Annotated in this window: 12 protein-coding genes; 7 read left to right on the top strand and 5 right to left on the bottom strand. The window is 70.6% G+C overall.

Going from position 1 to position 20,591, the window contains the following annotated elements; translation table 11 throughout:
- Nucleotides 1–80: 80 nt before the first annotated feature.
- The 5 genes from FHT37_RS09225 to FHT37_RS09245 all read left to right on the top strand — a co-directional run bounded on the left by FHT37_RS09225 (nucleotide 81) and on the right by FHT37_RS09245 (nucleotide 13,881).
- The gene (locus FHT37_RS09225; protein ID WP_183480376.1) at nucleotides 81–7,025 is read left to right on the top strand and encodes a C2 family cysteine protease; all 6,945 of its coding nucleotides are present in this window, start codon (nucleotides 81–83) and stop codon (nucleotides 7,023–7,025) included.
- Between the two features lie 88 nt (nucleotides 7,026–7,113).
- Entirely contained in the window at nucleotides 7,114–9,399 is a 2,286-nt protein-coding gene (locus FHT37_RS09230; protein ID WP_255489526.1) for a type I secretion system permease/ATPase, read from the top strand.
- Complete coding sequence (locus FHT37_RS09235; protein WP_183480378.1) at nucleotides 9,396–10,739, top strand: HlyD family type I secretion periplasmic adaptor subunit; 1,344 nt, start codon at nucleotides 9,396–9,398, stop codon at nucleotides 10,737–10,739. Before FHT37_RS09230 ends, FHT37_RS09235 begins: the two co-directional genes overlap by 4 nt.
- A gap of 87 nt (nucleotides 10,740–10,826) precedes the next feature.
- Nucleotides 10,827–12,899: an AAA family ATPase gene (locus FHT37_RS09240; RefSeq protein ID WP_183480380.1), complete on the top strand. Its 2,073-nt coding sequence runs from the start codon at nucleotides 10,827–10,829 to the stop codon at nucleotides 12,897–12,899.
- Nucleotides 12,892–13,881 carry a hypothetical protein gene (locus FHT37_RS09245; RefSeq protein WP_183480382.1) on the top strand — a complete coding sequence of 330 codons (990 nt, stop codon included), beginning with the start codon at nucleotides 12,892–12,894 and terminating at the stop codon, nucleotides 13,879–13,881. The genes FHT37_RS09240 and FHT37_RS09245 overlap by 8 nt, the downstream gene beginning before the upstream one ends.
- 12 nt (nucleotides 13,882–13,893) lie before the next feature.
- On the opposite strand, the gene FHT37_RS09250 is transcribed toward FHT37_RS09245, so the two are convergent.
- The 3 genes from FHT37_RS09250 to FHT37_RS09260 are packed head-to-tail and all read right to left on the bottom strand — an operon-like array spanning nucleotide 13,894 to nucleotide 17,002.
- Complete coding sequence (locus tag FHT37_RS09250; protein ID WP_183480384.1) at nucleotides 13,894–15,126, bottom strand: hybrid sensor histidine kinase/response regulator; 1,233 nt, start codon at nucleotides 15,124–15,126, stop codon at nucleotides 13,894–13,896.
- Complete coding sequence (locus tag FHT37_RS09255) at nucleotides 15,123–15,548, bottom strand: response regulator (protein ID WP_183480386.1); 426 nt, start codon at nucleotides 15,546–15,548, stop codon at nucleotides 15,123–15,125. Before FHT37_RS09255 ends, FHT37_RS09250 begins: the two co-directional genes overlap by 4 nt.
- Before the next feature lie 5 nt (nucleotides 15,549–15,553).
- Entirely contained in the window at nucleotides 15,554–17,002 is a 1,449-nt protein-coding gene (locus tag FHT37_RS09260; RefSeq protein WP_310739730.1) for a PAS domain S-box protein, read from the bottom strand.
- Between the two features lie 236 nt (nucleotides 17,003–17,238).
- Between FHT37_RS09260 and FHT37_RS09265 the strand changes: the two genes are divergently transcribed.
- Nucleotides 17,239–18,345: a Glu/Leu/Phe/Val dehydrogenase gene (locus tag FHT37_RS09265; RefSeq protein WP_183480388.1), complete on the top strand. Its 1,107-nt coding sequence runs from the start codon at nucleotides 17,239–17,241 to the stop codon at nucleotides 18,343–18,345.
- 46 nt (nucleotides 18,346–18,391) lie between these two features.
- On the opposite strand, the gene FHT37_RS09270 is transcribed toward FHT37_RS09265, so the two are convergent.
- Complete coding sequence (locus tag FHT37_RS09270; RefSeq protein WP_147240262.1) at nucleotides 18,392–18,871, bottom strand: GNAT family N-acetyltransferase; 480 nt, start codon at nucleotides 18,869–18,871, stop codon at nucleotides 18,392–18,394.
- A 192-nt stretch (nucleotides 18,872–19,063) separates the two neighbouring features.
- Between FHT37_RS09270 and FHT37_RS09275 the strand changes: the two genes are divergently transcribed.
- On the top strand, nucleotides 19,064–19,900 hold the full coding sequence (locus tag FHT37_RS09275) for a hypothetical protein (RefSeq protein ID WP_183480390.1): 837 nt from the start codon (nucleotides 19,064–19,066) through the stop codon (nucleotides 19,898–19,900).
- Between the two features lie 39 nt (nucleotides 19,901–19,939).
- Here FHT37_RS09275 and FHT37_RS09280 read toward each other — a convergent pair whose 3' ends face one another.
- Nucleotides 19,940–20,572, bottom strand: coding sequence for an MliC family protein (locus FHT37_RS09280; protein ID WP_183480392.1), 633 nt, complete (start codon nucleotides 20,570–20,572; stop codon nucleotides 19,940–19,942).
- Nucleotides 20,573–20,591: the final 19 nt, after the last annotated feature.

The raw sequence follows: 20,591 nt of genomic DNA on the forward strand, positions 1-20,591 counted from the left end.
GGAGAAGCGCCCGCTGTTGTCCCGCGGCCGACCTTTTCCGGCCATTCCCACCCTCGAAAGAGCCACCAGCTCACCACACCATGACCACCCTGAATACCCTGACCAAAGCCCAGTTCACCGCCCTGACGGCCGCCCAGATCGCGGCGCTGGCGCCCGCCGACCTCGCCGGCCTGGACATCCCCCACTGCCAATGGCTGACCGGCACCCAGGTCGCCGCCTTCACCGGCGCCATGGTGTCCGCGATGAGCGCGGCCCAGTTGAGCGCCATCGCGCCCCTGAACTATCTGAAGGGCGCGGCGGTCCAGGGCATGACAGCCGATCAGGTGCGAGCGCTGAGCCCCGCCCAGGTCGGCAAGCTGATCAACATCCACTGGCTGGGCGACAGGGCCGCCGCGGCGCTGTCGCCGGAGCAGGTCGCCGCGATCGGCATCGACGGCAAGTACCTGTCGGCGCGCTGGCTCAACGCGCTGTCGCCGCAGGCCTTCGCCGCCATCACGCCGGCCAAGGTCGCGCAATTCACCAGCGCCGCGCTGGCCGGGCTGAGCGCCTTCCGCGTCTCGGAGCTGAGCGCCGACGCGGTGGCCGCCCTGAGCGTCGAGCAACTCCTCTCGATCACGTCGCTGGGCAGCCTGGACGCCGGCGTCGCCGGCTTGTCCGCCAGCGCCGTCCGGGCGATGAGCCCGGAACTCATCAGCGGCATGGGCCTGGATGCCCTGCGTCCGGACGCGGTTGCCGCGCTGTCCGTCGCGCAGGTGGCGGCCATCGACGAGGGCCGCTGGAGCGACTTCTCCGCCGACTGGATCAACGCGCTGTCGACGGACGCCTTCGCCGCCGTGCCGGCCGGCGGCCTCGCGCAGCTGGACACCTCGGCCCTGAGCGGCCTGAGCGCCACCCGCGTCGCGCAGCTGAGCGCCGACGCCATCGCCGCGATGAGCGTCCAGCAGATCGTCGCCATCACCGCCCTGGGCGCGCTGGATGCGGGCGCGGCCGGGCTGTCCGCCGACGCCATCCGCGCGCTGAGTCCGGAGGTGATCGGCGGCTTGACCGGCATCGCCGCGCTGCAGCCGGCGGCGATCGGCGCGCTGTCGGCCGCGCAGGTCGCTGCGCTGGACAACGAGCGATGGAGCGAGCTCCCCGCTGAATGGATCAACGCCTTGTCGCGCGAGGTCGTGGGCGGCCTGACGACGGCGCAGATCGCGTCGATCCCGACCGACGTCGTGCCGGGCCTGAGCACCGCGGTCGTGTCCGCGATGAGCGCGGCCCAGCTGGCCGCGATTCCGTCGCCGTCGCTGCTGTCGCCCGAGGCGGCGGCCATCCGCACTGCGGCGCTGGCGCCCACGGACTGGAGCAAGGTGAACTCGGACTGGCTCAACGCCCTGGCGCCCTCCGATCTCGCGCGCATCGCGCCGGTCGACTTCGGCAAGCTGAGCTCGACGGCCGTCCTGGGACTCCAGCCGGCCTCGATCGCGGCCCTGACCGCCGACCAGATCCGCACCATCAACTTCAGTTGGGGGGCGATGTCCGTCGCCTGGATGCAGGCGCTGTCGCCCAGCGCCCTGGCGGTGCTCCCGCCGGACAACATCAGGCAGTTCAACAAGGCGGTGGCGCCGGCGCTGTCGCTGGAGGCCCTGCGGGCGCTCTCGCCCCAGCAGCTTGCCGTGCTGCCGGGCCTCTACACGCTGCCCGCCGCGTCCGTCGCCGTCCTGAGCGCGACCCAGGTCGCCGGCATCACGACCCTGAGCGGCGTCACCAAGGCCTGGCTGGACGCGCTGTCGCCCGGCGTGATCGGCGCCCTGCAACCCGGCGCGCTGGCCACGCTGCCCACCGCCGTCGTTCCGACGCTGACCGCCGCGACGCTGTCCGGCTTCTCCAGCGATCAACTGGCGGCGATCAACCGTCCCGATCTGCTGAACGCGGCGGCCGCCGAGGTGCGCAACACCGCCCTGGGCAACTTCGCTTCGACCAACTGGGCCCAGGCCACCGCCGCCTGGCTCAATGGCCTGTCGCCCGCCGAGCTCGCGCAGCTCCCCGCCGGCGGCCTGGCGCTGATGCCGAGCGCCCAGATGGCCGCGCTGCTGCCCGAGACGATCGCCGCCATGTCGCCCGCCCAGGTCGCGGCGCTCACCCGTCCGGACCTGCTGTCCGCCGAAGCCGCCGCCGCGCTGGCACCGGCGCAGGTCGCCGCCCTGCGCAACGGCTGGGCCACCGCGAGCGCCGCCTGGATCAACGCCCTGTCACCGGCCGCCATCGCGGCAATCACGCCGGGCGCGGTCACCCAATGGTCCAACTCGGCCCAGCTCGGCCTGAGCGCGACCACCGTGGGTGCGATGACGCCGGCGCAACTGGCCGCGATCTCCAACTACGGCGCGCTCTCGGCCAGTGCCATCGCCGCCATCACGCCCGAGGCGCTGAAAGCCCTCAGTCCGATGGCCATCTCCCGCCTGACCCGCGCCGACTGCCTGAGCATCGAGGCGGTCCGGGAGCTGTCCGCCGAGCAGGCTCGCAACCTGTCCGGCGGGCTGTCCACCGTGAGCGCCGACTGGGTGAACGCGCTGCGTCCTGACGCCCTCGCGGCGATGCCGGCGCCGTTGCTGGCCTCGATCTCGCGCCGGGCCGTCGCCGGTCTGAGCCCAGCCACCATCGCCTGCCTGAGGCCGGACCAGATCGTCGGCATTCCCTCACTGGCGCTGCTGAGCGCCGACGCCGTCGCCGCCCTGAGCGCCGCCCAGGTCGCCGCGCTGTGCCCGCGCCTGGGCGAGGTCTACGCCGACTGGCTGGACAACCTGTCCCATGACGCGCTGCCGGGTCTGGATGCGGCCGCCATCTCGCGCCTGTCGGCCCGGGTGCTGAACGGGCTGGACGCCGACACGCTGCAGTCGCTGTCGACGCGCCAGCTCGCCGCGATCAGCCAGCCCTCCGCCCTCGCGCCGAGCGCGCTTGCCAACCTGTCGAGCGCGCAGATCGCCGCCCTGCCGCTGGACGCCGCCCGCATCGATGCCGCCTGGCTGAACGCCTGCCCGGCTTCGGTCGTCGCGCTGCTGCCGGCGACGCTGGTGAGCCAGTTGCCCGACGCCACGCTGCGCGGCCTGAGCGCCACCACGCTGGCGTCGATGACGCCCGCCCAGTTGTCCGCGCTGCCGCATCCGGAGCTCCTGGCCTCGGCCGTCGTCGCCAGCCTGACATCGACCCAGCTGAGCAGCCTGCGCATCGACTGGACCCGTGTCGACGCGGCCTGGATCAACGCGCTGTCCGGCGAGGCGAAATCCGCGCTGCCCGCCGCGGCAATCGGCGCGCTGAACGCGACCACGGTGGCCGGCCTGTCGGTCGCCACCATCCTCGCGATGAGCCCGCAGCAGTTGGCATCGCTCGCGACGCCCGACGCGCTGAGCGCCGACGCCGCCTCGGTGCGCGGCCTGCTGCTGGCGACGCCGGACTGGTCGACGGTCAGCGCCGCGACCTTCAACGCGCTGGGCCAGGCGGCGATCGCGATCCTGCCGGCCTCGGCCATCGCGCAACTGCCGAGCGCCACGGTCCAGGGACTGAACGCCGCGACCCTCGCCGCGATGAGCGCCACGCAGCTCTCCGTGCTGCCCACGCCCGAGCAACTGGCGCCGAGCGCGCTCGCCGGCCTGAGCGCCGCGCAAGTCGCCGCGCTGCCCATCGCCTGGAACAACGTGACGGCCGACTGGATCAACGCGCTGCCCGCGAGCGCGATCGCGGCGATTCCGACGGCCTCGATCGGGAAGCTGTCCACCGCCATCGCGCCCGCCCTGGGCGCCGACGCGGTCCGCGCGATGACGCCGGCACAGGTCGCGGTCCTGCCCGCGCTCAACAGCCTGTCGCTCGCCGCCGTCGCCGCGCTCACCCCGGCGCAGACGGCCGGGCTGACGGTCCGGATGAACGCCTACAGCGCCGACTGGATCAACGCGCTGTCGCCGGCCGCGATCTCGGCACTGCCGCCATCCATCATCGAGCCGCTGTCGCCCACTGAGGTCGCCCGGCTGTCGCCGGCGTCGGCCGCCGCGCTGACGCCCGGCCAGATCAAGGTGATGGACAACGTGTCGCGGTTGTCGCAGGACGCGGTGGCCGCGCTGACGCCGAACCAGACGCCATGGTTCATGCCCTCGGAATGGAGCACGCTGAGGTTCGACGCGCTGTCGCCGGCCGCGCTGACCGCGATTCCGCCGAGCGTCATCGCGTCCCTGTCCACGTCGATGGCGCCCAAGCTCACCCCGGCGGTGGTGGGCCGCATGACGCTGGCCCAGATCGCGTCCCTGCCGGCCATCGGCACGCTGCCCGCCGCCACCACCGCGACGCTGACGCCGGCTCAGGCGGGCGCGCTGCTCAACCTGGCCAGCGTCACGCCGGCCTGGCTGGCGGCCCTGTCGCCCGCGGCCTTCACGGCGCTGGCCCCGGTGGCCCTCGCCACCCTGCCCGCGACGACCGTCGCCGCGCTGACCCCGGCGCAGGTCGCGTCGATGAACGCTGACCAACTGATCGGCCTGCCTTTCACCGAGCGGCTGTCAGCCGACGCCTCGGCCGCGCGCACCGCGCTGCTGGGTCAGGCGGCCACGATCAACGGCGCCGCGTTCACCGCGGACCAGCTCAACGCGATGTCGGCCGAGTCGCTGGCCGCGTTGCCGGCCGGCGCCTTCGCGCTCGTGCCGCCGACGGTGATCCAGGCCTTGCTGCCGGCCACGGTCGCCGCGATGACGCCCGCGCAGGTCGCGGCGCTGCGCAACCCCGAGATGCTCTCGACCGCCGCCGTCGCCGTGCTGAGCGCCGATCAGGTCAGCGGCATCCGCGCCGGCTGGAACGCCGTCGGCGCGGCCTGGCTGAACGCCTTGTCGCCAGCCGCCGCGGCTGCGCTGCCCGCGATGGGTCTGGCCCGGCTGTCGACCGGCGCCGTGGCGGGCCTGAGCGCCGCCACCGTCAGCGCGCTGAACGCCGACCAGATCGCCGCCATCGCGAACCTGCCGTCGCTGGCGGCCGGCACGACCGGCCTGACCGCGGACACCATCCGCGGCCTGGCGCCCGCGCAGATCGCACGCATCGCCAACCTGCAGGTCCTGACCGACGCGGCGGTCCACGCCCTCTCGCCCGACCAGGTGCGCGCGATCAGCTCCAGCTTCTCCTACATGTGGGGCGCCTGGTTCAACGCGCTGACGCCGGAAGCCCTGGCGGCGGTGCCGGCGGCCGGCATCAAGGCGATGTACACCGGCTCCGTTCCGCAGCTGTCGGCCGCCTGCATCGGCGCGCTGACGCTGGAGCAGTTCGCCGCGCTCGACACCACCCGCCTGTCCGCCGCCGGCGCCAGCGGCCTGCGTCCGGACATGATCCGCACGCTGTCGCCGGCCCGCATCGCGACACTGCCGGGGCTGGAGGCGCTGTCGCCGGCCGCGGTGGCGGCCCTGTCGGCCGACCAGGTCGGCGCCATCCAGGCCGGCGCGTGGAACAAGCTCAACCCGACCTGGCTCGGCGCCTTGTCCACCGAGGCCTGGTGCTCGGTGCCCACCACCGCCTTCGGTCGGTTCACCGCGGCGACGATGCGCGGCCTGACCGCCGCGTCGGTCTCGGGCTGGACCGCCGAGCAGTTCGCCGCCGTGGCCAACGTCGGCTGGATTCCCGAAGCCGCCGCCAGCGCCATCCGGCCCGAGCAGCTGAGCCGCGTCACCGACTTCGACACGGTCAGCGCCCGCTGGCTCAACGCGCTGTCGGTGGAGGCCTTCGCCGCCATCCCGGCCGACGGCGTCAACCAGATGTCGCTGGCCGCGCTGCAAGGCCTGGACGCGACCCGTCGCGGGATCGCGATGGGCAAGGCCGACAAGATTCACGCCGGCTACCTCGCCGCCGCCTCGCGCGACGCGGGCATCAGCTACGACTCGGTGCTGGCGATGCTCACCGGCATGCAGTCGGGCATCGGCGCGGACGGCCTCTCGGTCGACCAGTTCGCCGCCATCAACGGCATGCTGTCCGGCGCCAAGGCGGTCAACGGCGGCCAGACCTACGTCTCGTCGCTGCTGACCAGCATGATCGGCAAGGACGGCCTGGCGGCCGGCATGAGCGCGGACGCGTTCACCGCCTCGGTCAACAAGTGGTTCCTGGGCACCAACAACCCGAAGGCGGCTTCCTACGTGGATCTGTCGGATTCGGTGTTGTTCAAGGGCGCCACCGGCCAGGCGGCGCTCAGCGTGGCCCAGGGGGGATACGGCAACTGCTGGCTGATCTCCTCCGTCGAAGAGCTGGCCGCGGTGGCTCCTGACCGCCTGTCCGGCCTGATCAGCGCGAACGGCAACGGCACCTTCGCCGTCAAGTTCTACAGCGGCGGCGCCGACAACCCCTTCTTCATCACGGTGGATGGCGTCGCCTCGTCCCAGGGCGCCAGCGTCGCCGGGGGAAGCTGGGTGCGCTTGCTGGAGGACGCGTATGTGGAGGCCATGGCCAGCGGCTACTTCGTCGCCAACGGCCACGCCCAGATCGAGAACGACTACAGCATCGGCATGGGTGGGAACTACGGCCGGATCGCCCAGCGCTCGCTCACCGGCGGCGTGAACAAGATCTACGGCTCCGGCATCGATGCCCGTGAGGCGGTCGTTGCGGCCCTGGAGGACGGCTCCGGCCTGGTCACCCACGGCTCATGGCGCAGCGCCACGGACGAGAACGGCAAGACGACGCTGGTCGGCGGGCACGCCTTCTCGATCATTGGCGTGAACGAGACCAACGGGAAATACATCTTCCGCAATCCGTGGAGCTCCAGCATGGTGTTCGAGATGTCGGCCCAGGAGCTGGACGCCCTGCCGGGCAGCTGCAACTTCTCGGTCACCGAGATGGGCGACGAGTACGGCAGCCAGGCGCTGCGCGACATGACCGCCGCCGGCGCGACGGCGATGGCACAGGCGCTCACCGACACGGCCGCGCTGGTGCAGGCGATGGCCGGGTTCGCGCAGGCCTCGGGGGCGATGACGACCGCCTCGCCGGAAGACCGACCCCAGACCGCCGCGCCGCTGCTGGCGACGTCTCGATGACCGGTTGCCGCTGATGCCTCGCTGAGGTCATCGCACGACCACCGGGCGGCTCCGGCCGCCCGGCCCCCCTTTCACCAGGACTCTCATCATGGACACCCTCCTCGACGCTGCCGTCGTCGCCCCGCCATCGACCCGGCGCATGCCCGGGTCCCCCCAGGCGTCCGACACCGTATCCAGCACCCCCTGCGCGGCGCCATCCGCCGCCGCGTCGGTCGCCGGCCCCACGTCCGGCGCCGCACCGGACCCCGCCCTCGCCTGCCTGCTCTCCATCGCCGCCCTGCACGGCCTGCCCGCCGACGAGGCGCAACTGCGCCACCAGTTCGGCGGCGAGGCCTTCGATGACCAGACGCTGCAGCTGGCCGCCGGCCACCTCGGCCTCAAGGCCAAGCTGCTGCGCCAGCCCGCGGAGCGCCTGGACAAGGCGCCGCTGCCGGCCATCGGCCGCGACCGCGAGGGCCGCTGCTTCCTCCTGGCCCAATGCCGCCAGTCCCCCGACGGCGGCCGCCAGGTGCTGATCCAGTACCCCGGCCAGGCGCCGCGCGTGCTGGGCACCGACGAGTTCGTCGCGCTGTGGACCGGCACCCTGATGCTGTTCACCAGCAAGGCCAGCTTCGCCGGCGAGATGGCCAAGTTCGACTTCACCTGGTTCATCCCCGCCATCGTCCGCTACCGCCGCATCCTGGGCGAGGTGCTGCTCATCTCGCTCTTCATCCAGCTGATCGGCCTGGTGACGCCGATGTTCTTCCAGGTCGTGATGGACAAGGTGCTCGTCAACCATGCGATGAGCACCCTCAACGTCGTGGCCGTCGGCCTGATCTGCGCCACCGTCTTCGAAGTGGTGCTCACCGGCATCCGCTCCTGGGTCTTCTCGCACACCAGCAACAAGCTGGACGTCGAGCTCGGAGCGCGCCTGTTCCGCCACCTCGTGGCGCTGCCGCTGTCCTACTTCCACGCGCGCCGCGTCGGCGACTCGGTCGCCCGCATCCGTGAGCTGGAGAACATCCGCTCCTTCCTCACCGGCAATGCGCTGACGCTGGTGCTGGACCTGCTGTTCTCGGTCGTCTTCTTCGGCGTGATGCTCTGGTACAGCCCGGCGCTGACGCTGATCGTGGCGCTCTCCATCCCGCTCTACCTGATCGTGTCGGTGGTCCTGACACCGGTGCTGCGCGCCCGGCTGGACACCAAGTTCAACAAGGGCGCGGAGAACCAGTCCTTCCTGGTCGAGACCATCAGCGGCATCGACACGGTCAAGGCCATGGCCGTGGAGCCGCGCTGGATCCAGAAGTGGGAGAAGCAGTTGGCCGGCTACGTCACCGCCGGCCAGTCGGTCACCAACATCGCCACCGTCGCCAACGCCGGCATCACGCTGATCAGCAAGCTGGTCACCGCCGCCATCATGTGGCTGGGCGCGCTGCTGGTGATCGACCAGAAGCTGAGCGTGGGCGAGCTGGTCGCCTTCAACATGCTGGCCGGCCAGGTCTCCAGTCCCATCCTGCGCCTGGCGCAGCTGTGGAACGACTTCCAGCAGGTCGGCATCTCGGTGGCGCGGCTGGGCGACGTGCTCAACGCCCGCCCCGAGGTCGCCGGCCAGAAGACCCGCCTGCCGCGCCTGTCCGGCGCGATCGAGTTCGACAACGTCGCCTTCCGCTACCGCCCCGACGCGTCCGACGTGCTGCGCGGCGTGAAGCTGCGCATCGAGCCGGGCCAGGTCATCGGCATCGTGGGCCGCTCCGGGTCCGGCAAGAGCACGCTGACGCGGCTGGTCCAGCGCCTGTACGTGCCCAACCGCGGCCGCGTGCTGATCGACGGCCAGGACATCGCCGTCATCGACACCGCCTCGCTGCGCCAGCAGGTCGGCGTGGTGCTGCAGGACAACGTGCTGTTCAACCGTTCCATCCGCGACAACATCGCGCTGGCCGATCCCACCCTGTCCATCGAGGCCGTCATCCAGGCGGCGAAGCTGGCCGGCGCGCACGACTTCATCTGCGAACTGGCCGACGGCTACGACACCATCGTCGGCGAGAGCGGCACGGGCCTCTCCGGCGGACAGCGCCAGCGCATCGCGATCGCGCGCGCGCTGGTCGGCGATCCGCGCATCCTGATCTTCGACGAGGCCACCAGCGCGCTGGACTACGAGTCCGAGAAGGTCATCCAGGACAACATGCGCTCGATCTGCCAGGGGCGGACGGTGCTGATCATCGCCCACCGCCTCTCGGCGGTCCGCGACGCGCATCGCATCGTCGTCATGGAGCGCGGCGAGGTCGCCGAGTCCGGCACCCACGACGAGCTGCTCGCCAACCCCGACGGCATCTACACCCACCTGAACTCGCTGCAGCAGACGCTGCGGGACACCTCCCGGGAGACGCAATCATGAGCCTGCGACACCGATTCCAAGCCGCGGCCGAGCTGCTCGGCCGCTACGCCCAGGTCACCGGGCACGCCTGGCGGCTGCAGTCCGCCCAGGGCACGCCCGACCTGAAGGCCCACGAGGCCGAATTCCTGCCCGCCGCGCTCGCGCTGCAGGCCAGCCCGGTCTCGCCGGCCGGCCGCTGGGTCGCACGCGGCCTGGTGCTGATGATCCTGGTCGCGCTGGCCTGGGCCACCTTCAGCCATGTCGACGTGGTCTCGGTCGGCCAGGGCAAGATCGCCGTCACCGGCGAGACCAAGACCATCTCCTCCACCCAGGTCGCCTCGGTGCGCGCCATCCACGTGGTCGAGAACCAGCGGGTGCGCGCCGGCCAGTTGCTCATCGAGCTCGACGGACGCGAGGCCGGCAGCGAGTTCGACAAGGCCGACGGCGAGCGCCAGACCGCCACCGTGCAGGTGGCCGTCCAGCGCGCGCTGATCGATGCGCTGGGCACCGGCCGCGCGCCGCGGCTCCCGCCGCTGGAGGACATCACGCCCGAGCGACGCCGCGACGGCGAGCTCTTCCTGGCCGACGCCTGGAGCGAGTACACCGCCCGGAGCGACCGCCTGGCCCGCGAGATCGCGCGCTACGCCGCCTCGCTGCCGCTGGCCCAGGACCGCGAGCGGGACTACGAGGCGCTGGCCGCCACGCGCGACGTCTCGCGCGACGCGTGGATGCAGCGCAAGACCGCGCGGCTGGAGCTCGAAGGCCAGATCGCCCTGGCCCGCGCCCAGCAGGCCGAGCTGCGCGCCAGCCTGCGCAAGACGGCCCAGGACCGCCTGGCCGAATCGCAGCGCATCGCGCAGGGGGCCGCGCAGGACGTGGCCCGTGCCAGTGCCCATCGCGCGCTGCTGCAGCTGCGCTCGCCGGTGGACGGCACGGTGCACCAGTTGACGGTGCACACCGAGGGCGCGGCGGTGCCAGCCGCGCAGGCGCTGATGCAGATCGTGCCCGCCAGCGACCGCATGCAGTTCGAGGCCTTCATCGAGAACCGCGACGCCGGCTTCGTCCATGCGGGCGACACGGTCGCGGTGAAGATCGACGCCTTCGACTACACCCGCTACGGCACCGTGCCGGGCCGCGTGCTGCATGTCTCGCGCGACGCCGTCCATGACGACAAGCGCGGGCTGCTCTTCGCGGTCACCGTGGAGCTGGCCCGCAACCAGGTCATGGTGGAAGGCAAGCCGGTCCCGATCAGCGCCGGCATGTCGGGCTCGGTGGACATCCGCACCGGCCGCCGCCGCGTCATCGAGTACGTGCTCTCGCCGCTGGTCCAGCACCGAGAGGAAAGCCTGCGAGAGCGGTGACGCCTGGCGCCCTGCCATGGCCCCGCGGGAATGGGCCCGATTCAACGGCTATCCTGCGGGCCATTACCGTTCATTCAATGAAACGCCATGATCTTTGTCGATCGCAGTCGAGTCGAGCCGCCTCGCGAGTTGCTGGTCTATCAGCGCGAGGAACTCGCTCGAGTGCAGGCCCTCATGGCCATGCCGGAGCTCGATCGCGCGCAGATCAAGCTTTTTTCGCCGATGCCGCGAGGCCTGAATCAGTTGATCGTCGACCAGCTGAGCATCCTGTTCAACGGGAGATGCGCCTTCTGCGAGCGCGCGGGCAGTCATGCCGAGCAATTCCGCCCGCGCTGGCGGGCGACTCGCCTGCATGGCGAGGTTGATGGCGAACACTACTGGTGGCTGGCGAACGAGTGGGACAACCTGCATCTGTGCTGCGGCACATGCGACATGAACAAGCGCAACCTGTTCCCGATCGAGGGGCCGGCCGCTCCCCCGCTCACCACGGGTCCGGCGCTTCGCGAGGAACGCCCGCTGCTGATCGATCCGTGCGTCGACGATCCGCGGGATCACCTGACCTTCCAGGAGGATGGGCTGGTCGTCGCCAAGTCCGACCATGGCGACGCCACGATCAAGATCCTCAGGCTGAACAGCCGCGAGTTGGTGGCCACGCGTCGGAACCAGGCCGAGAACGTCATCCGCATCTGCGAGTCCTTCAGCGATGAAGTCGAACGGGCGGAAGCCCTTGACCAGCGGTTCGGTCGCCATGGTTTTCATCAGGCGGTCATCCAGGCGGTGATCGAGCGATTCCAGCGCGCCGACCCGGCAATGAGGGATCCGTCACCGGTGATTCCGCCGTTCGTCCCGCCGGTGCCGGGCGTCGAGGCGCTGTCGGACGGCGCCTGGCTGGAGTCGATCGAGATCCGGAACTTCAAGGCGATCGGCGCGCTGGACCTGACGTTCCCCGCGCCGCAAAGCGTGGACGGCATCGTCACGCAGCCGTGGCTGATGGTGCTGGCAGAGAACGGCGTCGGCAAGAGCTCGCTGCTGCAGGCCGTGGCCCTGGCCCTCATGCCGGAGCACGCGCGGGACGACGGGACGCTGCGGCCGGCGCATACCTGGCTGCGCCGGGCGCCGCGCGTCTCCAAGGGTTCCGTCAGGCTGACCTTCTCCGACGGCCGCCAACGCACCCTGTCCTTCCAGAAGGGCTGGACCGACTTCCAGTGGAGCGGGGACGCGCCGCCCTTGCCCGTCCTCGCCTATGGCGCGACGCGTTTGCTGCCCGACTTCGACGACGAGGAGCCGACCGCGCCGATCCGGGAAGCGGTCAGCGTGCGCAACCTGTTCGACCCCCGCTACCCGCTCAAGAACGCGGAACGGGCGCTCGTCAACAAGGAGCGCGTGTCGGAGGAGCAGTTCGACCGGCTGGCCGTCGACCTCAAGGCGCTCCTGCCGCTCAAGGGCAGTGCCTGGCTCCTGCGTGGGGAGCGGCGCATAGCCACCGAGTTGCATGGCACCACCATGGCGCTGGACGAGCTCAGCGGCGGCTACCAGTCCGTGCTGGCACTGGCGATGGACATCATGTTCCACCTCACCGGGAGCAGCCGCTTCGACATGGAATCGGCCCAGGGCGTGGTCATGATCGACGAGATCGAACTGCACCTTCACCCGATGTGGAAGATCCAGATCGTCGAGAAGCTGCGACGCACCTTCCCGCGGGTGCGCTTCATCGTCAGCACCCATGACGCGCTGTGCGTGCAGGGCCTGCGCAAGGGCGAGCTCCGCGTCATGCACAGGCATCCCGAGGACCAGCAGCTGCGGATCGAGTCGATCGATGTGCCGGCCGGCGCCCGCGCCGACGAGATCCTGACCGGCCCCTGGTTCGGGCTGCAATCGACCATGGACGCGGACACGCTCGCGCTCATGGCGGAGCACAGCGCCCTGCTGCAGTGCCGGACGCTGAATGCCCGGCAAAAGCGCGATCTCCAGCAGATGGAGAACGAGTTGCGCCACCGCATGGGCACCTTCGGCAACACGCGATCGCATCGCGCCGCGCTGGCCGCCGCCGCGGCGCTGGAGCAGGAGCGCCCGATGCCTTCGGCCGACACGAGGATCCAGGCTCGTCTGCAACAGATCCTGCGGGACGACCCCACAGGCGCGGAGGGCGAAGGTGCATAAGTTCGAACGTCCCGCCGAACCGCCGGCCTTCGCCGGCCAGACCCAAGCGGCCCGCGCCAAGGTCCGCGCCCATTTCGTGCCGCCCGCCGGCTCGGCGACGGCCCCGGCCGTGCCGACGCCCGCGGCCAGGACGAGCAGGAAGCAGAAGACGGCGCCGCAGGGGCCGGCAGCGCAGGGGGGTGCGGCAGGGGGAAGGCAGAAGAAGGAGAAGGACGAACTCTTCCCCGGACTCTGGTCCAAGCACAAGCACCAGTTCAGCAAGGCGCAACTGGGCAAATGCGGATATTGCGAGGGAACCGTGCTCGGCCTGCAGCACGGCGACGTGGAGCACATCCGTCCCAAGGCGGAGATCCGCCAACTGGACGACGACCCCGCCAAGTGGGGACGTGAAGCGCTCTGGTCGTCGTCGGTCAGTGGTCGGAGCTCCGTGGGGACGACGATCAAGCCCGGCTACTGGTGGCTGGCCTACGACTGGACCAACTATCTGCTGAGTTGCCAGATCTGCAATCAGCAATGGAAGGCCAACTTCTTTCCGGTGGACGGGACCCATCCGTCCGGACCGCCTGAGCCGGGCGCGCCGGCGTCCGCCAAGCCGCTGCTGCTTTCTCCCTTCGACATCGGCTTCAATCCCGCCGATCACTTCGATTACGGCCGGATCGGAGAGATCCGGTACAGGACGGAGCGCGGCCGGGCCACGATCGCCACCTGCGGCCTGGATCGGCCCAGCCTGCGCCTGGCCCGCTACAAGCTCGCCCGCGCCACCCACGAGCACCTGGACGAGATCGCGCGCGACGTCACGGAGCGCGACGTGCTGCGCGTGCTGACCTACATCGCAGCCGACGGCGAGGACGCGCAGCCCTTCTGCGGCATGGTGCGGACGATCTTCGTGCGACGTACCGGGCTGGCGTGGGACCAGCTGGGGGAGCTGATCGACCGGTTGCGACGCAATCGCATGCCCGATCGCCCGCTGTGCGACTGCTGACAGCGCGCACGCTCAGGTCGCCCCGAACGCCCCTTCCATCGGTTCATGCCGGGGCGGATCCGGCAGTTCCGCGAAGAACAGCGAGCCGTGGCCCGGCAAGCTGTTCACACCCACCGTGCCGCCCTGCGCCTCGACGATGCGCTTGGTCAGCGCCAGTCCCAGCCCCGTACCGCGGTACTGCCGCTGCGCCTCGGAGGGCAGCTGCGTGAACTCGGTGAACAGCCGCGGCAGGTCGTCGGCGGCGATGCCGGGACCGCTGTCCTCGACCTCCAGCCGCAGCCGGTCCAGGCCCAGTCGCCGCGCGCGCACCGTCAGCCGGCCACCGGCCGGCGTGAACTTCCAGGCGTTGGACAGATAGTTGTAGAGCACCTGCCGCAGACGCAGCGCGTCGGTGAAGAACAGCGGCGGCTCGACGTCGATCTCCAGCGCCACCGTCATCGGCTTGGCGGCGAAGCTGCCCGCCACCACGTCGACCACTTCCCGCACCACGTCGGGCACCGAGGTCGCGGACGGATGCAGGTCCAGGCCCACGGCTTCCAGCCGCGCCAGGTCCAGGATGTCGTTGATCAGGTCCAGCAGATGACGCCCGCTGGACAGGATGTTGCCGGCATAGCCGCGCACATGATCCGGCGTCAGCGCGGCCCCGCCGTCCACCAGCAGCTGCGAGAACCCGATCACCGCGTTCAGCGGCGTGCGCAGCTCGTGGGACATGTTGGCTAGGTAGCGGCCCTTGCGCTGGCTGGCCTCGAGGATGCGCTTGTTCTCGAGCTCCAGCTCCTCGCTGCGCAGCCGCAGCGCCTGCGCCCGCAGGCGCGAGCGCGCCTCCCGCGTGCGCGCCAGCGCGTAGTCAATGGCCCGCGCCAGCGCGCGCGGCCGCACGTCCTGCTTGGACAGGTAGTCCTGCGCACCCGCCGTCATGCAGGACAGTGCCAGCTCGTCGTCGTCCATGCCGGTGAGGACCAGGATGGGCGTGTCACGCGCCTGCGAGCGCACGGCGCTCACGCATTCCAGGCCGGCCGCGTCGGGCAGGTGCAGGTCCAGCAGCACCGCGGCGACGCGGTGCCGCTCCAGCAGGCTCACGGCCTCGGACAGGCGCGTGGCGCGCACCACCGGGCGCTGCGGCGCGGGCGCCTCGGCCAGCAGGTCGGTGATCAGGTCGGCGTCGCCGTCGTTGTCCTCCACCAGCAGGATGGGTAGCGGCGCGCGGCGCGGCTCCCGGCCCAGGTCGTCGGGCAGCGCGCTCATGGCAGCTTCACCACCGTGAACCAGAAGCCCTCGATCGCCTGCACGATGGACTGGAAGGCCACCAGCCCCACCGGCTTGGTGACGTAGCAGTTGGCGCCCAGCTGGTAGCTCTTGACGATGTCGTGCTCGGCATCGGAGGAGGTCAGCACCACCACGGGAATCTCCTTGAGCTCGGACTCGGCCTTGATCCGCGCCAGCACCTCGCGCCCGCTCAGCTTGGGCAGGTTGAGGTCCAGCAGGATGAGGTCGGGCCGCTCGGCCGCCTCATACGGCGGCTCGCGCAGCAGCCGCGACAGCGCCTGCGCGCCGTCCACCGCGACCGCGATGTCCAGGCGCAGCCGGCTGTGCTCCAGCGTCTCGGCCACCAGGTCGGCGTCGCCGGGGTTGTCCTCGATGAGCAGGATGTTCAGCGGTTGGCTCATGGGGCTCAGGCTCCTTCGGCGCGCGCCGCCAGCAGGGTGAAGGACACGGTACTGCCCTGGCCCGGCGCGGAGTCGATCCAGATCGTGCCGCCGTGGCGCTCGACGATGCGCTTGGCGATGGCCAGGCCGATGCCGCTGCCCTCGTAGCGCCCCAGCTCGTGCAGCCGCTGGAACATCTGGAACACGCGCTGCGCGTACTGCATGTCGATGCCGATGCCGTTGTCGCTGACCTGGAACAGCCAGCGCTGCCCCTGCGGCCGCGCCGTGATCCGCACCCGCGGCGGCGCCTCCGACCGGAACTTGATCGCGTTGCTGATGAGGTTCTGCAGCAGCTGGTGCAGTTGGCCCTCGTCGGCCGACACGCGCGGCAGCGGGTCGCTCTCGACGAGGCCGCCCGACTCGCGCAGCAGGCGCTGCAGCGCATGGGTCACCGCCTGCAGCACCTGCTCCGCCTCCACCGGCACCAGCGGCTTGCCCTGCGAGCCCACCCGCGAGTACGCCAGCAGGTCCGCCACCAGGCGCTGCATGCGGCGCGCGCCGTCGGAGGCATAACGGATGTACTTGTCGGCGCGGTCGTCGATCTGCCCGGCGTAGCGCTGCGCCAGCAGCTCGGTGTAGTTGGCCACCATGCGCAGCGGCTCCTGCAGGTCGTGCGAGGCCACGTAGGCGAACTGCTCCAGCTCGGCATTGCTGCGGCGCAGCTCGTCCTCGCTGCGACGGCGCTCGGTGATGTCGATGATGGAGGCGACGACGTAATGCCCATCGGGCGCGTCGATCGGCGTCAGGCCGATCTCCACCGGCATCTCCGACCCGTCCTTGCGCAGCCCGAAGAGCTCACGGCCCGCGCCCATGGGCCGCGCCTCGGGCCGGCTGGAGAAGGACGCCACGTGGCCCGGATGCCCGGCCCGGTAGCGCTCGGGGACCAGCATCTCGATCGGCTGCCCGAGGAATTCCGCCCGCGCGTAGCCGAACATCTCCTCGGCCCGCCGGTTGACCAGCCGGATGCGGCGCGCCGCGTCGATCATGATCATCGCGCTGGGCGAGGCCTCCACCACCAGCTCGAAGCGCTCCTGGGCGCGCTTGCGCTCGGTGATGTCGATGATGGCTGCCAGCGTGCACAGGCCCTCGGCGGTGTCGATGGGGCTCAGGCCGATCTCGATCGGCACTTCCTCGCCGTTCTTGCGCCGGCCGAAGAGGTCGCGGCCCGCGCCCATGGCGCGCGTCTCGGGCCGCGTGAAGAAATCGTCCACCTGGCGGGGATGGCCCTCACGGAAACGCGTCGGTATCAGCGTCTCGACCGTCGCGCCCAGCAGGTCCTCGCGCGCGTAGCCGAAGAGTTCCTCGGCCTTGCGGTTGACCAGCCGGATCCGGCGCTCCCGGTCCACCAGGACGATGGCGTTCGGGATCGCCTCGACGATCGACCGGAACCGGTCGTCGGCGGGGTTGTCTGACACGGTGCCCTCCCTGGGCGTGCGTCTTGCGCACAAGTTGTGCGCGCAGGTGTATCACGGGCCCGGGGGACCCGCCAAGGGGGTGCCCGTCCCCAGGAGGGGGCGATGGGGCGCGACGTCGGTCCCGGCGGGGGCACCGCTTACACTGGCGACCCCCCATGCGCCACAAGCGCCTGCGGGCCGCACGGCGCCCTCCGCGGCGCCGGTTTCCTTCAAGCATCACAAGTGCAGGTTCACCCATGAACGCCCTGACCGACATCGCCCGCGCGCTGGCCGCCGGCTCGTCCGATTCCCTCCCCTCCTCGCTCTTCGGCCTGCCCGACCAGGCCCCGCACGAACGCGTGCTGCTGGCCGCCGACCCGGTGACCGGCCTGAAGGCGATCCTGGCGGTGCACAGCACCGCGCGCGGCCCGGCCTTCGGCGGCTGCCGCTTCTGGAGCTACGACAACGAGCTGGCCGCGCTGAACGACGCGCTGCGTCTGTCGCAGGGCATGAGCCTGAAGAACGCGCTGGCCAACCTGCCCTTCGGCGGCGGCAAGGCGGTGATCCTGAAGCCGCAGGGCGACTTCGACCGCGCCGCGCTGTTCGCGGCCTTCGGCCGTGCGGTGCAGTCGCTGCAAGGCGCCTACATCACGGCCGAGGACGTCGGCACGACGACGGCCGACATGAAGGGCATGATGGCCCACACCTCGTATGTGTCGGGCATCCCGCGTGACGGCGCCTTCGGTGGCGACCCGAGCCCCAAGACCGCCTACGGCGTGTTCGTGTCGATCGACGAAGGCGTCAAGCGCGTGCTGGGCCGCGACTCGCTCGAGGGCGTGCGCGTGGCGCTGCAGGGCCTGGGCGCGGTGGGCTGGCATCTGGCCGAGTACCTGCACCGGGCTGGCGCGAAGCTGGTCGTCGCCGACGTCAATGCCGAGAAGGTCTCGCGCGCGCAGGCCGAGCTGGGCGCCACGGCCGTCAGCGTGACCGAGATCCTGGCGGCGGACGTCGACGTGGTCGCGCCCTGCGCGCTGGGTGCGACGCTGAACGCGCAGTCGATCCCGGCGCTGAAGGCCCAGCTGATCGCCGGCGCCGCCAACAACCAGCTGGCCACCGCCGCCGACGGCGATGCGCTGCAGGCCCGCGGCATCACCTACCTGCCGGACTACCTGGTGAATGCCGGCGGCATCATCAGCGTCGCGCGCGAGTTCCGCAACGAAGGCGAGGAATCGGCGGTGATGGCCGAGGTCGGCCAGATCCGCGGTCGCGTCGCCGAGCTGCTGGACCGCGTCAAGACGAGCGGTCAGACGCCGGCCCGCGAGGCGGACGCCTGGGCGCGCTCGCTGCTGGTCAAGCCGGCTTGAGCGGACGGCTCATTCGACGCAGCGGCGCCCCGAGGGGCGCCGTTTTTCATGGTGCGGCCGTCACTCGCCGCCGCATTTCGGCCGGGTACTCGACGAAACCCAGCGATCGATAAAGGCCCTTGCCCTCCGGCGTCGAGCCGAGGTTGAACTCACGCACGCCGAGCGCCTCGCAGGCGGCCATCGCGCGCGCGACGAGGTCGGTCGCGATGCCGCGGCCGCGGAGCGCTGCGTCGGTGAAGACGTTGGCGACTCGCCCCATCTGTCCAGCGGGATTCGCCCGCGTCGGGCCCCAGTCCAGCAGCACGACGCCCGCGCCGCCGATCACCCGGCCCTCATGCATGGCCAAAAAGCCGATGTAGCGGCGGCTGCCAATGCGAGGCCGCACCCATTCCGCATAGCCAGCGCGCCGCGCGGCGTCCTCTTCCCGATAACACGCATGCGCGGCGATCTGCTCGGCATCCGAGGGCAGCGCGCGGCGCACCGCCCAAACCTGCTGCTCCACGGCGGAGTCCATCTGAACCGTCATCTCACTCCTTCGGATGCCACCAGTCGAAAAGGCGACGCAGTCTACGCGATTCGGCGCATCGATATTTAACCCATCAATCACCGGCGCAGGCAGCAATCACGACATGCACTTGACGCCGGATATCCCCTTTCCGATTAGCATCCATTCCCAGCGCTGAGCCAGCGATTCAGCAAAGCGATTTCCGAGAAGAATATGAAAGCGCTTCAACCATTCCTTTTCCTGACCGCCCTCTCGATGCTTTCCCCAGGCGTTTCCGCGACGACGGATGAAACAGCGAGGATTCATGTCGGGCTCTGTGGTCAGTCTCCACCGACGGATTTCGAAATCGCCAAGAGGATTCACTCCTTCCAGCAATCGGCGGGCGGCACATCGGCGACACGCGAGTATTTCCAGGCCATTCGTCCGGTCGCCCGCCTGAGCAGCTTCAAGTCCTCAGGAGACGACATCATCCGTCTCGAAGGCCGAATCGACGCAAACACTCCGGAGGCGTTGACCAATAGAATCCGGGAAACTCCTGGAGTCAAGGTTCTGGAAATCAACAGCTTCGGTGGCGATGCAATTGCCGCCATGCGCATCGCCCAGATCCTGGAAACTTCTCGGCTCTCGCTGCGGATCGCTGGATTCTGCATGTCCGCCTGCGCCAATTACCTGCTGCCGGCGGCCAGGTCGGTTATCCTCGCCAATGCAACCATTGGATTCCACGGCAGCCCATGGGCTTGTTTCCAGCAGTCGTCAGCCATTGACGGCGTCATACGATGGGGCCTTTCAAATTATTTGACCCTTTGGCGGGTGGCGCGTCAGGACGAGGAATACATGTCCAAGTATCCGCGCCTCAAGGAAATCATCGTCCGCTCGCAGCGGCCCGACCGCGGCGCCAACGATGGAAAACCCCGGGATTGGTTGCTCGTGAGGCCTGAGGATCTGTCGAGATACGGTATCCGGCTTCAGGCGTCGACAAACTCAGCGACTTTCGACCGGCTCGCCGCCGACCCCTCGGACGGCCTGCTCGGACCGGTCTTCGTCCCGTAAGGATCGCTTCAGCGCCTGAACCCCGCCGCCAGCGCGCGCTCAGCGCGCCGCGGCGTCGGTGCAGTCCGCGGCGGGCCGGCCGGGCCGTTCCAGGCGGAACTCCCGGCCCTTGTTCCACAAGAGGTAGTCGCCGTCCGCGAGCCCGCCGCCGTAGCGCGCGCCCGAGGCGCTGACCTCGTGGTCGAGCACCGCGCGGCCCTGCGCGGTCTTGAGCACCGCGGCGCCCGGATCGCTGTTGACGAAAGTGACAGTGACCTCACCGTCGACAGTGGGGCAGCGCAGCGGCACGGGCCCGACCGCGATGCCGCGCCGGTCCTCGCGCCGCGCGTCCGGCAGCGCGCGCAGCTCGGCGATGCGCAGCGCGTATTCATCGCGGACGCAGCGCCGCGGGTCGTCGCGCTTCCAGCAGTCATCGCGGCCCTTGAGCCAGCCGCGCTGCATCGCCTTCAACTCCGGATGCCGCAGGGCCTGGGGGCCGGTGCTCGCCAGGCCGTACAGCCGCGCGACCTCCCGGTCGAGCTGGGCGAGCTCGGCGTCCTCACACACCAGGCGCTCGGCCTGGCCGGCCGGCTTGGCGCACGAGAAGCTCGGGCCGGCGGCCCTGGCCGCCGGCGCCGCGGCCAGCGCCAGCGCCAGCGCCAGCGCCATCAGCGTCAATCGGAAAGGCGTCATCAGGGTCTCCTGTTCCACG

Source organism: Mitsuaria sp. BK037, assembly GCF_014193045.1.
Taxonomy (GTDB): Bacteria; Pseudomonadota; Gammaproteobacteria; order Burkholderiales; family Burkholderiaceae_C; genus Roseateles.